The organism is Flavobacteriales bacterium (assembly GCA_016713875.1).
Lineage (GTDB): Bacteria > Bacteroidota > Bacteroidia > Flavobacteriales_F > PHOS-HE28 > PHOS-HE28.
On the sequence record JADJOI010000003.1, the window covers coordinates 1,906,119 to 1,921,051 of the forward strand.

A 14,933-nucleotide genomic window follows, 5' to 3' on the forward strand; every position below is an offset into this window, starting at 1 on the left:
CAAAGCTACACCGGCCGCAAGGCCAGCATGGCCGCATGATCGGGCAACGCGGACAGGAAACGAACAGCCCCTGTTGATCGATCGATGTGGCAGGCGAAGTGGGTGCGGCCGTTGGTGACCAGCAGCACGGGCACCTGGAAGACGGTGTTGTAGCGGGCGGCCTGGTCGAAGGTGGCCTGGCGGATGGGCACGGACGGGGCCTTGCATTCCACCACGGCCAGCGGCGCACCATCCGGGGCGTGAACGACGATGTCGGCGCGCCGGGGCATGCCGTGGAGCACCAGGCCGCGTTCCACGATGATGAGGCCGGCGGGGCAGTGCAGGTCGTGGATCAGATGGTTGAGGAAGTGCTGCCGCACCCACTCCTCGGGCGTGAGGGCCACCCACAAGCGCCGCAACGGGTCGAAGACCTGGGGACCCTGCGGGCCTTGTTTAGTTTTGACGCCGTGGTCCGGCAGATCGAGCCCGATCATCTTCACCTGACCCCACAAAAGTGCGCACCAAGCAGGAGATCGTCGAGAACTGGCTGCCCCGCTACACCGGGGTGGAGCTGGCGGAGTTCAAGCCTTACGTGCTGCTGACCAACTTCGGCAACTACCTGGAGATCTTCTGCCGGCAGACGGGCGCCGAGCTGCGCGGGCAGGGCCGCCCCATGCAGGTGGCCGTGGCCGAGGACATGGTGATGATCAACTTCGGCATGGGCAGCCCCACGGCGGCCACGGTGATGGACCTGCTAACGGCGATCAGCCCCAAGGCGGTGCTCTTCCTGGGCAAGTGCGGGGGCCTGAAGCGCAAGAACGAACTGGGTGACCTGATCCTGCCCATCGCGGCCATCCGCGGCGAGGGCACCAGCAACGACTACATGCCGCCGGAGGTGCCGGCCCTGCCCAGCTTCATGATCCACCGGGCGGTGAGCGGCGTGATCCGCGACATGGACCTCGACTACTGGAGCGGCACGGTGTACACCACCAACCGCAGGGTGTGGGAGCACGACGAGGCCTTCAAGGAGCGCCTGCGGGTGGACCGCTGCATGGCGATCGACATGGAGACGGCCACCGTCTTCATCACGGGTTTCGCCAACGGCATCCCCACCGGGGCGCTGCTGCTGGTGAGCGACCAGCCGATGGTGCCCGAGGGGGTGAAGACCAGCACGAGCGACGCCAAGGTGACCGCGGGCTTCGCGGAGACGCATGTGAAGGTGGGCGTCCTGAGCCTGCGCGACATCATCAACGAGGGACGCTCGGTGAAACACCTGCGCTTCGAATGAGCGTGCTGGACGGCTTCAAGAAGGTGATGGCCGAGGTCCGCTCGGGCAGCTTCCGTCCGGTGTACCTGCTGCATGGCGAGGAACCCTTCTTCATCGACCGCGTGGCCGGGGAGATCGAGCGCTCGGCGGTGGAGGAGCATGCGCGCGATTTCGACCTGTCGGTGCTGTACGCGCGGGATTGCGACGCGGACCAGGTGAAGGACAGCTGCCTGCGCTACCCCATGATGGGCGAACGGCAGCTGGTGGTGCTGCGCGAGGCCCAGGGCTGGCGGATCGAGATGCTGGAGAAGCTGGAACCCTACGTGCTGAAGCCCACGCCCACCACGGTGCTGGTGATCTGCTACAAGAACAAGAAGGTGGACGGGCGCAAGAGCTTCGTGAAGAGCGTGGCCAAGCACGGGGTGGTGTTCACCAGCGACCGCCTGAAGGACGAGCAGCTGCCCGACTGGGTGCAGCGCTACGTGACGCACCACAAACGCCGCATCGCCCCCCGCGAGGCCCAGCTGCTGGCCGACCACCTGGGCGCCGACCTGGGCAAGGTGACCATGGAGGTGGAGAAGCTGTGCCTGGTGACCGAGGAGGGCGGCAGCATCACGGCGGACATCGTCCAGCGCTACGTGGGCATCAGCAAGGACCACAACATCTTCGAGCTGCAGAAGGCCATCGGCGCCCGGGACCGGGTGAAGGCCCTGGCCATCGCGCGGTACTATGGCCAGGACGCGAAGGGGCATCCCCTGCCGGTGACGGTGGCCAGCCTGCACGGCTACTTCACCAAGCTGGTGCTGATGCACACCCTGGGCGACCGTCCGGCGAACGAGCTGGCCTCGCTGGCCAAGGTGCCGCCGTTCTTCCTGAACGAATACCGCACGGCGGCCCGCAACTACAGCCTGGACCATCTGCTGCGGGCCCAGCACCTGCTGCGCAACTGCGACCTGGCCAGCAAGGGCCTTGGCGGTGGAGGTGCCGATGAGGGCGAGCTGCTCACCGAGCTGCTGGCCCAGGTGATCGACCGGTAAGGCGCCGTTCCTCAAGCCGCCGCCACCGTCCACCCCCGGGCCCCAGCGCGACCGGACGATCCCGTTACCTTCGCCACCCTTCCCGCAAAGGGCATCTCGCATGATCCGTCGCCTCTCGTGGCTCCTGGTGGCCACCCTCCTCCCCGCCTCCCTCCTGCTCGCCCAGAACACCAGCACCATCCGGGGCTTCGTGTACGACCAGGACAACGGCGAACCGGTGATCTTCACCAACGTGATCCTCCGGGGCAAGAGCCTGGGCGCCGCCACGGACGTCAACGGCTACTTCTCCATCAGCCGCATCCCGTCGGGCGACTACACCCTGATGGTGACCTCCCTGGGCTACGACACGCTCACCAAGTCCGTGAGCCTGGCCGCCGGGCAGATCCTCACCGAGAAGCTCTTCGTGGTGAAGACCAAGGTGGAGCTGAAGACCTTCACGGTGACGGCCGAGAAGACCGAGGCGCAGACGCAGGTGCGCATGAGCGTCACCAAGCTGGACCCCAAGCAGATCGACCGCATCCCGGCCATCGGCGGCGAGGCCGACCTGGCGCAATACCTGCAGGTGGTGCCGGGGGTGATCTTCACGGGTGACCAGGGCGGGCAGCTGTATGTGCGCGGCGGCTCGCCGATCATGAACAAGGTGATGCTGGACGGCATGGTGCTGTACAACCCCTTCCACAGCATCGGCCTGTTCAGCGTGTTCGACAACGACATCATCCGCAACGCGGACATCTACACGGCGGGCTTCAACGCCGAGCACGGCGGGCGGGTGAGCAGCGTGATGGACGTCACCACCCGCGACGGCAACAAGACGCGCCTGGCGGGCAAGGTGGGCGCCAGCACCTTCGCCGGCAAGCTGATGCTGGAGGGCCCGATGAAAAAGCAGAGCAAGCCGGGCTCGGGGTCCAGCTCCTTCCTGCTGAACGCGCGCCACAGCTACCTGGACCAGAGCAGCAAGGCCCTGTACACCTTCGTGGACACGGCGGGCCTGCCGTTCACCTTCACGGACCTGTACGGCAAGGTGAGCTTCAACGGGGCCAACGGCAGCAAGTTCAACCTGTTCGGCTTCAACTTCCGCGACGGGGTGAAGTACCGCCAGGTGAGCGACCTGACCTGGAACAACTGGGGCGCGGGGACCAACTTCGTGCTGGTGCCGGCAGGCAGCGCGGTGCTGATCGACGGGGTGTTCAGCTTCAGCAACTACCGGATCGAGATGCGAGAGGGCGCCCTGCCGGCCCGCAGCAGCGAGATCAGCGGCTTCAACGGAGGCCTGAACTTCAAGTACTTCATCCGCGACGATGAGATCAAGTACGGCATCGAGCTGCTGGGCTTCCGCACCGACTTCAGTTTCTTCAACAGCACCGGCCTCAACATCGTGCAGACGCAGAACACGAGCGAATTGGCGGCCTATGCGAGCTACAAGAAGAAGCTGGGCAAGTTCATCATCGACCCGGGCCTGCGCGTGCAGTACTATGCCTCGTTGAGCGTGATCAACCTGGAGCCCCGGATGGGCCTGAAGTGGAACATCACCGACGACCTGCGCTTCAAGGCCGCCGCCGGCCGCTACAGCCAGAACCTCGTGGCCGCCAACAGCGACCGCGACGTGGTGAACCTCTTCTACGGCTTCCTGAGCAGCCCGGAGAACCTGTCCGACACCTTCACCGAGGAGGACGGCAGCACCCGCGAGATCAAGGACCCGCTGCAGCGCGCGAACCACTATGTGGCCGGCTTCGAAGTGGACATCACCCCCGAGCTCACCGCCAACATCGAAGGCTACCTGAAGGACTTCCGCCAGGTGACCAACCTCAACCGCGACAAGGTGTTCGAGGACAACCCCGACTTCGCCGACAAGCCGGACGAGCTGAAGAAGGACTTCGTGGTGGAGACGGGCAAGGCGTACGGGGGCGACATCCTGCTGAAGTACGAGCACGAGAAGCTCTACCTGTGGGCGGTGTACAGCCTCACCTACGTGGACCGCTGGACCGGGCGTTACTCCTACAACCCCATCTGGGACCGCCGGCACAACGTGAACCTGGTGGCCAGCTACACCTTCGGGCGGCACGATGCCTGGAAGGTCAATGCCCGCTGGAACTACGGCAGCGGCTTCCCCTTCACGCAGACCCAGGGCTACATCGAGGGCAACCCCTTCGGCAGCGGCATCGGCACGGACTACACCTTCAGCAACGGCGAGCTGATCCTGCTCTATGGTCCGCTGAACCAGGGCCGCCTGCCCGACTACCATCGTCTGGACCTGGGGGTGACGAAAACGTGGCGCCTGAGCGACCGCAGTGCGATCGAACTCGACCTGAGCGTGACGAACGCCTATGACCGGGACAACATCTTCTACTACGACCGGGTGCGCGCCCGGCGGGTGGACCAGCTACCGGTGCTGCCGAGCGCGGGCCTGAGCTGGAGCTTCTAGCGGGAACTCAGCCGCGAGCCAAAGGCCGCAGGCCTCAAGCCACAGGCCGCGAGCCGCAGGCCACCAGCCACAGGCCTCAAGCCGCAGGCTACCAGCCACAGGCCACCAGCCACAGGCCACCAGCCACAGGCCTCAAGCCGCAGGCTACCAGCCACAGGCCTCAAGCCGCAGGCCACCAGCCGCAGGCCACCAGCCGCAGGCCACCAGCCGGAAGCCACGGGCCGCCAGCCACCAGCCACAGGCCGCTCACAACTGCCGGAGGCCGGAGGCTGGAGGCTTGAAGCTGGAGGCTGTAGGCTGGAAGCTGGAAGCTGGAAGCTGGAAGCTGGAAGCTAGAGGCTGGAGGCTGGAGGCTGGAGGCTGGAGGCTGGAGGCTGGAGGCTGGAGGCTGGAGGCTGAAAGCCCAACGTCGCTGCTCAGGGCGTGAACTTCTTGATGAAGGCCATGAGCTTGATCTGATGATGTTCGATGAGCATCAGCAGCTCTTCCACCTTCTCCTTGGGTGCCCATGGACGCCTCTGCAGCACCAGGGTCTGCGTTTCAAGTTCGAACGACGACCCCAAGGCGATCTCCATGAACCGGAGCTTGTCCTTTTCAGTCCGTCTTGAACTGCCTTCGGCGATATTGGATGTGATGGAAATAGCGGCCCTCGTAGACTGTCCCTTGAGTTCGGCGACCTTGGAATAGGGCAGGTCCTCGTAAAGGTCGAAGACGACGTCAATGATGTCCATGCCGAGCTGCCAAACCTCGAGTTTCTTGAAGTTCTTCATGATGTGGGCGGTATTTCCCGAATCTCGGCGATCCCCAGAAAAGGACCGCGCAGGCCACCAGCCGCAAGCCACAGGCCGCGAGCCGCAGGCCACCAGCCGCAGGCCACCAGCCGCAGGCCACCAGCCGCAAGCCACAGGCCGCGAGCCGCAGGCCACCAGCCACAGGCCACGAGCCGCAAGCCCCCCGACGGCGGCCACCCGCCGCAGGCCACGGGCCGCAAGCCACAGGCCACCAGCCACAGGCCACGAGCCGCAAGCCCCCCGCCGCCGGCCACCCGCCGCAGGCCACGGGCCGCAAGCCGCAGGCCTCAAGCCACAAGCCGCTCACAACTGCCGGACGCTGGAGGCTGGAGGCCGGAAGCTGGAGGCTGGAGGCCGGAAGCTGGAGGCTGGAGGCTTGAGGCTGGAGGCTTGAGGCTGGAGGCTGGAGGCTGGAGGCTGGAGGCTGGAGGCTGGAAGCTGGAAGCTGGAGGCTGGAAGCTGGAGGCCGGAAGCTGGAGGCTAGAAGCTGGAAGCTGGAAGCTGGAAGCTGGAAGCTGGAAGCTAGAGGCTGGAGGCAGGAAGCTGGAAGCCATCACCCCATTTTGTGCATGCCTGATCCCCGATAGCCGACCTGCGCCGCCGCCGCCTATCTTTACACCCCGTGATCGCCGATCCATCATCGGTGCGGTCCAAGAGGCGATGACGGGTTCCACCAAGTACATCTTCGTCACCGGCGGGGTGACCTCCAGCCTGGGCAAGGGCATCATCAGTGCCAGCCTGGCCAAGCTGCTGCAGGCGCGCGGCTTCACGGTCACCATCCAGAAGCTGGACCCGTACATCAACGTGGACCCCGGCACGCTGAACCCGTACGAGCACGGGGAGTGCTTCGTGACGGAGGACGGCGCCGAGACCGACCTGGACCTGGGCCACTACGAGCGCTTCCTCGACGTGCCCACGACCAAGGCGAACAACGTCACCACGGGCCGCATCTACCAGAACGTCATCAACAAGGAGCGCCAGGGCGAGTACCTGGGCAAGACGGTGCAGGTCATCCCGCACATCACCGACGAGATCAAGCGGCACATCCAGGCACTGGGGCGCCGCGGCATCTACGACTTCGTGATCACCGAGGTGGGCGGCACGGTGGGCGACATCGAGAGCCTGCCCTACGTGGAGGCCATCCGCCAGCTGAAGTGGGAGAAGGGCCGCGACTGCCTGGTGGTGCACCTCACCCTGCTGCCCTTCCTGCACACCACCGGCGAGCTGAAGACCAAGCCCACCCAGCACAGTGTGAAGGAACTGCTGAGCCTGGGCGTGCAGCCGGACGTGCTGGTGTGCCGCACCGAGCACCCCATGCAGAAGGGCATGAAGGACAAGATCGCCCTGTTCTGCAACGTGGACGCCCGGGCCGTGATCGAGAGCCGCGACGCGGACACCATCTACGATGTGCCCCTGCTGATGCTGGAGGAGAAGCTGGACGAGGTGGTGCTGCAGCGCCTGGGCGTCACCACCTATCCGGACGCCGACCTCACGGCCTGGAAGGACTTCCTGCGCCGCTACAAGGAGCCGAAGGGCGAGGTGCACATCGGCCTCGTGGGCAAGTACGTGGAGCTGAAGGACGCCTACAAGAGCATCAAGGAAGCGCTGGAGCACGCGGGCGCCGAGAGCGAGACCAAGGTGCACATCAAGTGGGTGCACAGCGAGAAGCTCACCGCCAAGAACGTGGTGAAGCAGCTCGGCGGCCTCAGCGGCATCCTGGTGGCGCCGGGCTTCGGGCACCGGGGCATTGAGGGCAAGATCGAGGCCATCCGCTTCGCCCGCGAGAACCAGGTGCCCTTCCTGGGCATCTGCCTGGGCATGCAGTGCGCCGTGATCGAGTTCGCCCGCCACGTGCTGGGCCAGTCCGACGCCAACAGCACCGAGATGAACGCGGACACCACCCATCCGGTGATCGCGATGATGGAGGAGCAGAAGGCCATCGTGAACAAGGGCGGCACCATGCGTCTGGGCGCCTATCCCTGCGCGGTGAGCGAAGGCACCCTGGCGGCCCGCATCTACCGGAAGAAGCAGGTGAGCGAACGGCACCGCCACCGCTACGAGTTCAACAACGCCTACCTCGATGCGTTCCGCGAGGCCGGCATGCTGGCCACCGGGATGAACCCGCAGGGCAAGCTGGTGGAGATCGTGGAACTGAAGGACCACCCCTGGTTCGTGGGCGTGCAGTTCCACCCCGAATACCGCAGCACGGTGGCCAAGCCGCACCCGCTGTTCGTGGCCTTCGTGCAAGCGGCGGTGAAGGAGGGCTTCAAGGCGACGGAGCGGACGGAAGCGTAGGAGGTTCCCATATGCTCATCCCGCTGAGGCGGGACAAGTCGTGGGCATGTGCCCATGTGCGCATGGCAAGTGGTATTGGGAATGGGCACATGAGCACATGGTGGGGCGGAACGCGCGCGGTCAAGAGGGCTCATGAGCACATGGAGCGTTGGGCCGTGCGTGGGCGCATGCCCACTTGGGCTCGTGGTGCGACGGGCCGCGCGCGGACAGATGCCCACACGGCTTACTGGCCCACCCCAAATGACTTTTCAACCGACCCAGGTCATTCCGCAGCTGCGGACTACCTTTCGGGAAACCCGTTCATCATGCAACGCCCACGACCCCGTCGCTGAAGCTGAACTGGATGGTCATGTTGTTCAGCGCGCTCCTCATCCATCAGAGCGATCACTGCACGGCGCAGTACACCGTGTACAACACGACGAGTGACTCATGGGATGTGGCCATCAAGTATGATGGTGGCAACCAATCGTCCATCACCACCTGTGCACCGGGCATGACCTTGATCACCACCGTCTTTGACATCATCGAGGTGAGGGTCTTTTGCTTCGGAGACCCGAACGATCCGGTTCAGCACGTCAAGGATGAATGCACAGGCCGGATCTTCGCCTCAGGGTATACAAGCTGTACGGGATATGAGGTCGGGGTCGACTTCAGCCACTGCCTCGACCCGGGTTGCCAGTATTTCACATGTGATGACCGGGAGTGCACGATCTTCATTCCGTGATCATGCGGTGCACAACGCTTGTCACGCTCGTGCTCTCCTTGTTGGCGCCTGAGCGCACGCATGGTCAATCCGCTGTGGACCACCGGTGGGACCATTGGACCTGGGGCGAGAACAACGGCTGGCACTTCGTGAACGATACCGTGACCTCTTTGGCCGGAAGTCCCATGCCGCTCAGTTACCGATCCGTGAGCTTATCGGACCCCGTTCACGGCACGTTGCTCTTCTATGGAGACCTGGTGACCATATGGAATGCCGATCACCAGCCTTTCCCCAGTGGTTTGGGATCGTTCGGCAGCCTGGGCAGCTCGCCACGTGTGATCACCTTCATGGCCGAGCCGGAAAAGCACGTCCTGATCTTTTTTGCCGAGGGGATCGGTGCACCGGACGGTGGGCTCTGGACAGCCACCGTGGACATGGGTTTGGCGAACGGGCTGGGCGACCTTGTTGCGCCTGCGGTCCTGGTAACGCCGGAACGAGGCTTGAAATGGTGCCCCATACCTGCGATCACGACCGATACGACATGGGTGCTGGCGAATGAGCCATCCACGGGTTCGTACTATGCCTACCCCTGGACCGTGAACGGGCCTGGCCCACCCGTTCTGGCCTATCAGGGTGTGGAGCCATCGGGGGTCAGCCATCTGCTGAAGACCGACCGTAGTGGCACGCGGGTGGCCACCAACACGCACTACGACCAACGTCTCGACCTTTTCCGATTCGACCGGTTCACCGGCCTGCTCTCGGACACTCTGACCATTTGGATGTCCGACGTGGTGACCATCGTGGGCATCGAGTTCTCACCCTCTGGAGAACTCCTCTATGTGGCGGTCAATTACTCCATTTCGCCGCGGATCACTGACGTGCTGCAGTTCGACCTGTCCGAATGGGAACATGCCGCCGTGAACGCTTCACGCCTGTCCTTGGCCGACACGGTTCCGGAAGAGCAACCGGCCGGAAAGGTCCAACTGGGGCCCGATGACCGGATCTATGTGGGTCGCGGCCATCTGGACAGCACGCGGCTTGCGGTGATCATGGAACCGGACGTGGTCGGACCGGCGTGCGATTATCGGCCGAACGCCGTACCGCTTTCGGCAGATCGGACGATCGGGTTCGATGTGTTGAACCTACCCACGCTCCACTGGCCGATCCCTGTTCAAGGCGTCGGCCATGCAGAACTCGACGGATCGAGGCCGGAGCTCCTGAGCGTGAAGCCGAATCCGGCCACGGACCAGGTCCACATCACCATCCCGGGATCGTGGAGGCTAGGGGGCGTTCTGCGGTTGTTCGACGCACTGGGTGCGCTCCGCCGCGAGACGGCGGTAGAGGCGGATGGAACGATCTTGCTCCATCGGGAAAACCTGGGTGATGGTGTCTATACGCTGTGTGTGGAGTACCCGGTCGGGAGCCCTGGGTTCGCGAAACTGGTGTTCGTCAACGAACCGTAGACCCCACGTCGGGCGCTGGCTTCAAGCGGTCAACGAACATTAGCGCATGTGGCCCAATGCGCATGGCACGGCGCGCGGATGCATGGTCGCATGGTCGGATGGCCACATGAGCACATGACCGCTCCCCCCTCCCGGCTATCTTTGCCGCCCCGCGAACGGCACCCCTTGCGCCCGCCGCCCCTTGATGGACCGCAATTCGATCATCGGTTTCGCCCTCATCGCCGCCATCCTCATCGGCTACACGGTGTGGACGGCCCCCAGCAGTGAGGAGCTGGCCCGCGCGCAGCGCGAGCAGGACAGCCTGGCGCAGCTCGAACTGGAGAAGAAGGCCGCCGAGGCCGAGCAGGCCGCCCGCATCGAGCCGGTGGTGCCCCCGGTGGACGCCCTGCTGGCCGCCGTGCCCGACAGCCTGCGCGACAGCGTGAACGTGGACAGCCTGCGCGATCGGGCCCTGGTGCAGCGCTACGGCATCTTCCACCCCGCGGTGAGCGGCCCCACCGAGCAGGTGCTGATCGAGAACGACAAGCTGCAGATCGGCATCAACACCCACGGGGGGCGTCCGGAGGTGATCCGCCTGAAGGACTACCGCACCTACGCCGGGCAGCCGCTGCTGTTGCAGGACCCCGACACGGGCAGCTACGGTTACCGCTTCTTCCTGGGCAACCTGGACCTGAGCACCGCCGACCTGCACTTCACCCCGCGCCAGCTGGGGCCCGGGGCCGTGGAACTGAAGGCCGCCACCACCGACCCGGGCAAGTACCTGGTGCTCACCTACCGGCTGGACAGCGCCGGCCACTTCCTGCACACCGACCTGAAGCTCGTGGGCCTGGAGCAGGAGGTGGACCCCGCCAGCCTGTTCTTCCAGTGGGACCTGTACGGCCAGCCGCACGAGAAGCACCTGCCCTCCGAGCGGCAGAAGAGCAGCATCTACTACAAGTACTTCAACGACGACCGCGACTACCTCAGCGAGACCGAGGAGGAGGACGCCGCCACGCTGCAGGGGCGCACCCACTGGGTGGCCTTCAAGCAGGACTTCTTCACCGTGGCCCTGGTGAGCGACAAGGGCTTCAGCGGCAGCGGCTCGGAGGTCGCCGTGGCGTGGACCGAGGCGGACACCGCCTACAACAAGCGCTACCACGCCAAGCTCTTCTTCGACCAGGGGCGCGCGGCCACCGTGGAGCTGCCCATGCGCCTCTACCTGGGGCCCAACCACTACAACACGCTGCGCCGCACAGGCATCGACCAGTTCGACCGCATCATCGACCTGGGCTGGGGCATCTTCGGTTGGATGAACCGCTGGCTGGTGATCCCCATCTTCAATTTCCTGGACCGGTTCGAACTGAGCTACGGCATCATCATCCTGGTGCTCACCATCGCCATCAAGCTGCTGCTGATGCCGCTCACCTGGAAGAACTTCGTCTCCAGCGCCCGCATGCGCGCCCTGAAGCCGGAGATGGACGCCATCAACGCCAAGCACAAGGATGCCGACCCCCTGAAGAAGCAGCAGGCGGTGATGGACCTGTACCGCAAGGCCGGTGTGAACCCCGCCAGCGGCTGCGTGCCCATGCTCATCCAGCTGCCCATCCTGTACGCCATGTTCCGCTTCTTCCCCAGCAGCATCGAGCTGCGGCAGGAGCCCTTCCTGTGGGCGGACGACCTCAGCAGCTTCGACAGCATCCTGGACCTGCCCTTCACCATCCCGTTCTACGGCGACCACGTGAGCCTCTTCACCCTGCTGATGGCCGCCAGCACCATCGTGTACTCGCTGATCAACCAGCAGCAGATGCCCCAGCAGCAGGGCATGCCCAGCATGAAGCTCATGCTCTGGATGTTCCCGATCATGATGCTCTTCTTCATGAACAGCTTCAGCTCGGGCCTCAGCTACTACTACCTGCTGGCCAACCTCATCAGCATCCTGCAGATGACGGTGATGAAGAACTGGTTCGTGGACGAGGCGAAGATCCGCGCGCAGCTGGTGCAGAACATGAGGACGCCGCGCAAGAAGAGCAAGTGGCAGCAGCGGCTGGACGAGCTGCAGAAGCAACAGCAACAGGCCCGCCGCCGCTGATGCGTGCGCCCATGCTCCGCCCCCTGCTGATCGCCCTTCCCCTGCTGGGGCTGCTGGCGGCCTGCCACGGACAGCGACCCGCCGCCGGCGATGGACCGGTGCGCGACCCGCGCTTCGGCAGCCCCGTGGACAGCCTGTTCTTCAGCCTGGAGCGCACGCCCTGCCTGGGCACCTGCCCGGCCTACCGCATCCGGGTGTACGCCACCGGCCGGGCCACCTACGAGGGCATCAGCCACGTGGAGCGCAAGGGCCTGCACCGCGCCACCCTGGACCGCGGCGTGCTGGAGGCCCTGCTGCGCGAGGCCGAGGCCATCGGCTTCTTCGACCTGCAGGACAGCTACGACCGGCCGGTGACCGACATCCCCAGCACGCGCCTGCGCATGGTGAGCGGCACCCGCGACAAGTCCATCCTGGCCCGCACCGGCGTGCCCCCCGCCCTCAAGGCCTTCGCCCTGAAGGCCGACAGCCTGCTGCTGCCCGCCGCCTGGACCCCGGTGCCCCCCGCCCAGTAAGGCCGTCACGTCCCCCGCCGTTGGTCACTTCAACCGTCCGTCCCGCCCCGGCGATCCTGCTACATTTGGACGCCTTTCAGCGCTCCCGAACCCTTCCCCGATGATGAAGAAACTCCTGTCCCTGCTGGCGGCTGCCTTGTTCACCGCCGGCCTGAGCACCGCCCATGAGGGCATGTGGCTGCTCAACAAGCTCAAGCAGATCAACGAGGCCGAGATGCAGAAGCTCGGCTTCAAGCTGACGGCCGACGACATCTACGCCATCAACCGCAGCGGCCTGAAGGACGCCGTGGTGCGGCTGGGCGGCGGCTTCTGCAGCGGCGAGATGGTGAGCGCCGAGGGCCTCTTCCTCACCAACCACCACTGCGGCTACGACGCGGTGCAGGGCCTCAGCAGCGTGGAGCACGACTACCTCACGGACGGCTTCTGGGCCATGACCCGCAAGGACGAGCTGCCCGCCGGCTTCAACGTGAGCTTCCTGCAGCGCATCGACGACGTGTCGGCCACGGTGCTCGCCGAGCTGAACGACGGCATGAGCGAGGCCGACCGCCAGGCCAAGGTGGCCGAGGTGGGCCAGCGCCTGGAGAAGGAGGCCGCCGACGCCTCCAAAGGCATCAGCGCCAGCCTGAAGACCATGTTCGAGGGCAACGAGTTCTACCTTTTCGTGTACAAGACCTACCGCGACGTGCGTCTGGTGGGCGTGCCCCCCAGCGCCATCGGCAAGTTCGGCGGCGACACCGACAACTGGATGTGGCCGCGCCACACCGGCGACTTCTGCATGTTCCGCGTGTACACCGGCCCGGACGGCGGTCCGGCCGACCCCAGCGAGGCCAACATCCCCTTCAAGCCCGCCCACCACTTCCCGGTGAGCCTCAACGGGGTGAAGGAAGGCGACTTCGCCATGGTGATGGGCTATCCGGGCAGCACGGACCGTTTCCTCAGCAGCCACGGGGTGAAGCTGGCCCTGGACGTGGAGCAGCCCAGCCGGGTGAAGGTGCGCCGCGTGAAGCTGGACATCTACGAGAAGCACCAGGCCACCGACGACGCGGTACGCATCAAGTACGCCAGCAAGCACGCGCAGGTGAGCAACTACTGGAAGTACTTCATCGGCCAGCAGCGCGGCCTGAAGCGGCTGAAGGTGTACGACAAGAAGAAGGCCCAGGAGGATGAGCTCATGGCCTGGGTGAACGCCACGCCGGAGCGCAAGGCCAAGTACGGCGAGCTGGTGAGCCTGCTGGACAAGGGCTATGCGGAGCGCGCCAAGGTGGAGAAGGCCAGCACCTACATGCAGGAGGCCGCCTTCGGCAGCGAGGTGGTGGTGTTCGGCTTCCGCAGCTTCGGGCTGCTGAACCAGTTGCGCACCGACGCCAAGGACGCCGAAAAGGTGGCCGCCGCCGTGGCCCGCGTACAGGCCTCGGCCGACGACTTCTGGAAGGACTACGACCCCGCCACGGACCAGGAGGTCACCGCGGCGATGTTCAAGCTGATCCACGACGATGTGGACCCCGCGCTGCAACCCGGCGTGATGAAGACCATCGCCGGCAAGTACAAGGGCGACTTCGACGCGTGGGCGAAGGCGCTGTTCAGCACCAGCATCCTCACCGACCGCAAGCGGCTCGATGCCTTCCTGGCGAAGCCCACGCTGAAGGTGATGGAGAAGGACCTGGGCATCCAGGCGATGGAGAGCTGCCTGACGCACTTCCGCGGTGTCATCGGCCCCATGAGCGATGCCCCGCAGACGGACATCGACAAGGGCTACCGCCTGATGGTGGCGGCCCTGCGCGAGCGCACCCCCGACCGCATGTGGTACCCCAACGCCAACAGCACCATGCGCCTCACCTACGGCACGGTGGGCAGCTACGTGCCCATGGACGCGGCCTTCTACAAGCACGTCACCACGGCCAACGGCATCCTGGAGAAGGAGGACCCCACCAACGATGAATTCATCGTGCCGGCGCGGCAGAAGGAGCTGCTGGCGAAGAAGGATTACGGCCGCTACGCCGATGCCAACGGCGAGCTGATCACCTGCTTCATCAGCAACAACGACATCACGGGCGGCAACAGCGGCAGCCCGGTGCTGAACGCGTACGGCGAACTGATCGGCATCGCCTTTGACGGCAACTGGGAGGCCATGAGCGGCGACATCGCCTTCGAGCCCGAGCTGCAGCGCACCATCAGCGTGGACATCCGCTACGTGCTGTGGACCATCGACAAGTTCGCCGGTGCCGGCCACCTGGTGAACGAGATGACGCTGGTGCAGGGCCCCAAGGAGGAGCCCAAGGCGGAGGTGGTGCCGGCCCCCGCCCCCACCCCGGCGATGCCCGCGAAGAACTGATCGAACGATCGCGCACCTGCGAACGGCCCCGGAGATGCTCCGGGGCCGTTCGCGTTGAGGGGAC

Annotated in this window: 11 protein-coding genes; 9 read left to right on the top strand and 2 right to left on the bottom strand. The window is 65.2% G+C overall.

Features of this window, described 5'->3' with window-relative positions; genetic code table 11:
• Nucleotides 1-5 precede the first annotated feature (5 nt).
• The gene (locus tag IPJ87_09760; GenBank protein MBK7942138.1) at nt 6-473 is read right to left on the bottom strand and encodes a type I restriction enzyme HsdR N-terminal domain-containing protein; all 468 of its coding nucleotides are present in this window, start codon (nt 471-473) and stop codon (nt 6-8) included.
• 20 nt (nt 474-493) lie between these two features.
• On the opposite strand from IPJ87_09760, the gene IPJ87_09765 reads away from it, so the two are divergent.
• The 3 genes from IPJ87_09765 to IPJ87_09775 all read left to right on the top strand — a co-directional run bounded on the left by IPJ87_09765 (nt 494) and on the right by IPJ87_09775 (nt 4,705).
• A complete protein-coding gene (locus tag IPJ87_09765; GenBank protein ID MBK7942139.1) occupies nt 494-1,267 on the top strand; it encodes an AMP nucleosidase in 774 nt (257 codons plus the stop codon).
• Nucleotides 1,264-2,283: a DNA polymerase III subunit delta gene (holA, locus tag IPJ87_09770; protein MBK7942140.1), complete on the top strand. Its 1,020-nt coding sequence runs from the start codon at nt 1,264-1,266 to the stop codon at nt 2,281-2,283. Before IPJ87_09765 ends, holA begins: the two co-directional genes overlap by 4 nt.
• 100 nt (nt 2,284-2,383) lie before the next feature.
• Complete coding sequence (locus IPJ87_09775; GenBank protein ID MBK7942141.1) at nt 2,384-4,705, top strand: TonB-dependent receptor; 2,322 nt, start codon at nt 2,384-2,386, stop codon at nt 4,703-4,705.
• A 416-nt stretch (nt 4,706-5,121) separates the two neighbouring features.
• On the opposite strand, the gene IPJ87_09780 is transcribed toward IPJ87_09775, so the two are convergent.
• Nucleotides 5,122-5,673, bottom strand: coding sequence for a four helix bundle protein (locus tag IPJ87_09780; GenBank protein ID MBK7942142.1), 552 nt, complete (start codon nt 5,671-5,673; stop codon nt 5,122-5,124).
• Between the two features lie 483 nt (nt 5,674-6,156).
• Between IPJ87_09780 and IPJ87_09785 the strand changes: the two genes are divergently transcribed.
• The 6 genes from IPJ87_09785 to IPJ87_09810 all read left to right on the top strand — a co-directional run bounded on the left by IPJ87_09785 (nt 6,157) and on the right by IPJ87_09810 (nt 14,869).
• Nucleotides 6,157-7,791, top strand: a complete 1,635-nt coding sequence (locus IPJ87_09785; GenBank protein MBK7942143.1) for a CTP synthase — start codon at nt 6,157-6,159, stop codon at nt 7,789-7,791.
• 349 nt (nt 7,792-8,140) lie between these two features.
• Entirely contained in the window at nt 8,141-8,515 is a 375-nt protein-coding gene (locus IPJ87_09790) for a hypothetical protein (GenBank protein MBK7942144.1), read from the top strand.
• A gap of 128 nt (nt 8,516-8,643) precedes the next feature.
• Nucleotides 8,644-9,957, top strand: a complete 1,314-nt coding sequence (locus tag IPJ87_09795) for a hypothetical protein (protein ID MBK7942145.1) — start codon at nt 8,644-8,646, stop codon at nt 9,955-9,957.
• 184 nt (nt 9,958-10,141) lie between these two features.
• Nucleotides 10,142-12,025: a membrane protein insertase YidC gene (gene yidC / locus IPJ87_09800; protein ID MBK7942146.1), complete on the top strand. Its 1,884-nt coding sequence runs from the start codon at nt 10,142-10,144 to the stop codon at nt 12,023-12,025.
• An 11-nt stretch (nt 12,026-12,036) separates the two neighbouring features.
• Nucleotides 12,037-12,537 carry a hypothetical protein gene (locus IPJ87_09805; protein MBK7942147.1) on the top strand — a complete coding sequence of 167 codons (501 nt, stop codon included), beginning with the start codon at nt 12,037-12,039 and terminating at the stop codon, nt 12,535-12,537.
• Between the two features lie 103 nt (nt 12,538-12,640).
• Complete coding sequence (locus IPJ87_09810; GenBank protein ID MBK7942148.1) at nt 12,641-14,869, top strand: S46 family peptidase; 2,229 nt, start codon at nt 12,641-12,643, stop codon at nt 14,867-14,869.
• Nucleotides 14,870-14,933 lie beyond the last annotated feature (64 nt).

Excerpts from the sequence above, each read along its gene's own strand:
- holA (MBK7942140.1), top strand. The coding sequence starts at position 1,264 with ATGAGCGTGCTGGACGGCTTCAAGAAGGTGATGGCCGAGGTCCGCTCG.
- yidC (MBK7942146.1), top strand. The coding sequence starts at position 10,142 with ATGGACCGCAATTCGATCATCGGTTTCGCCCTCATCGCCGCCATCCTC.
- IPJ87_09810 (MBK7942148.1), top strand. The coding sequence starts at position 12,641 with ATGAAGAAACTCCTGTCCCTGCTGGCGGCTGCCTTGTTCACCGCCGGC.
- IPJ87_09760 (MBK7942138.1), bottom strand. The coding sequence starts at position 473 with ATGATCGGGCTCGATCTGCCGGACCACGGCGTCAAAACTAAACAAGGC.
- IPJ87_09805 (MBK7942147.1), top strand. The coding sequence starts at position 12,037 with ATGCTCCGCCCCCTGCTGATCGCCCTTCCCCTGCTGGGGCTGCTGGCG.
- IPJ87_09790 (MBK7942144.1), top strand. The coding sequence starts at position 8,141 with ATGTTGTTCAGCGCGCTCCTCATCCATCAGAGCGATCACTGCACGGCG.
- IPJ87_09775 (MBK7942141.1), top strand. The coding sequence starts at position 2,384 with ATGATCCGTCGCCTCTCGTGGCTCCTGGTGGCCACCCTCCTCCCCGCC.
- IPJ87_09785 (MBK7942143.1), top strand. The coding sequence starts at position 6,157 with ATGACGGGTTCCACCAAGTACATCTTCGTCACCGGCGGGGTGACCTCC.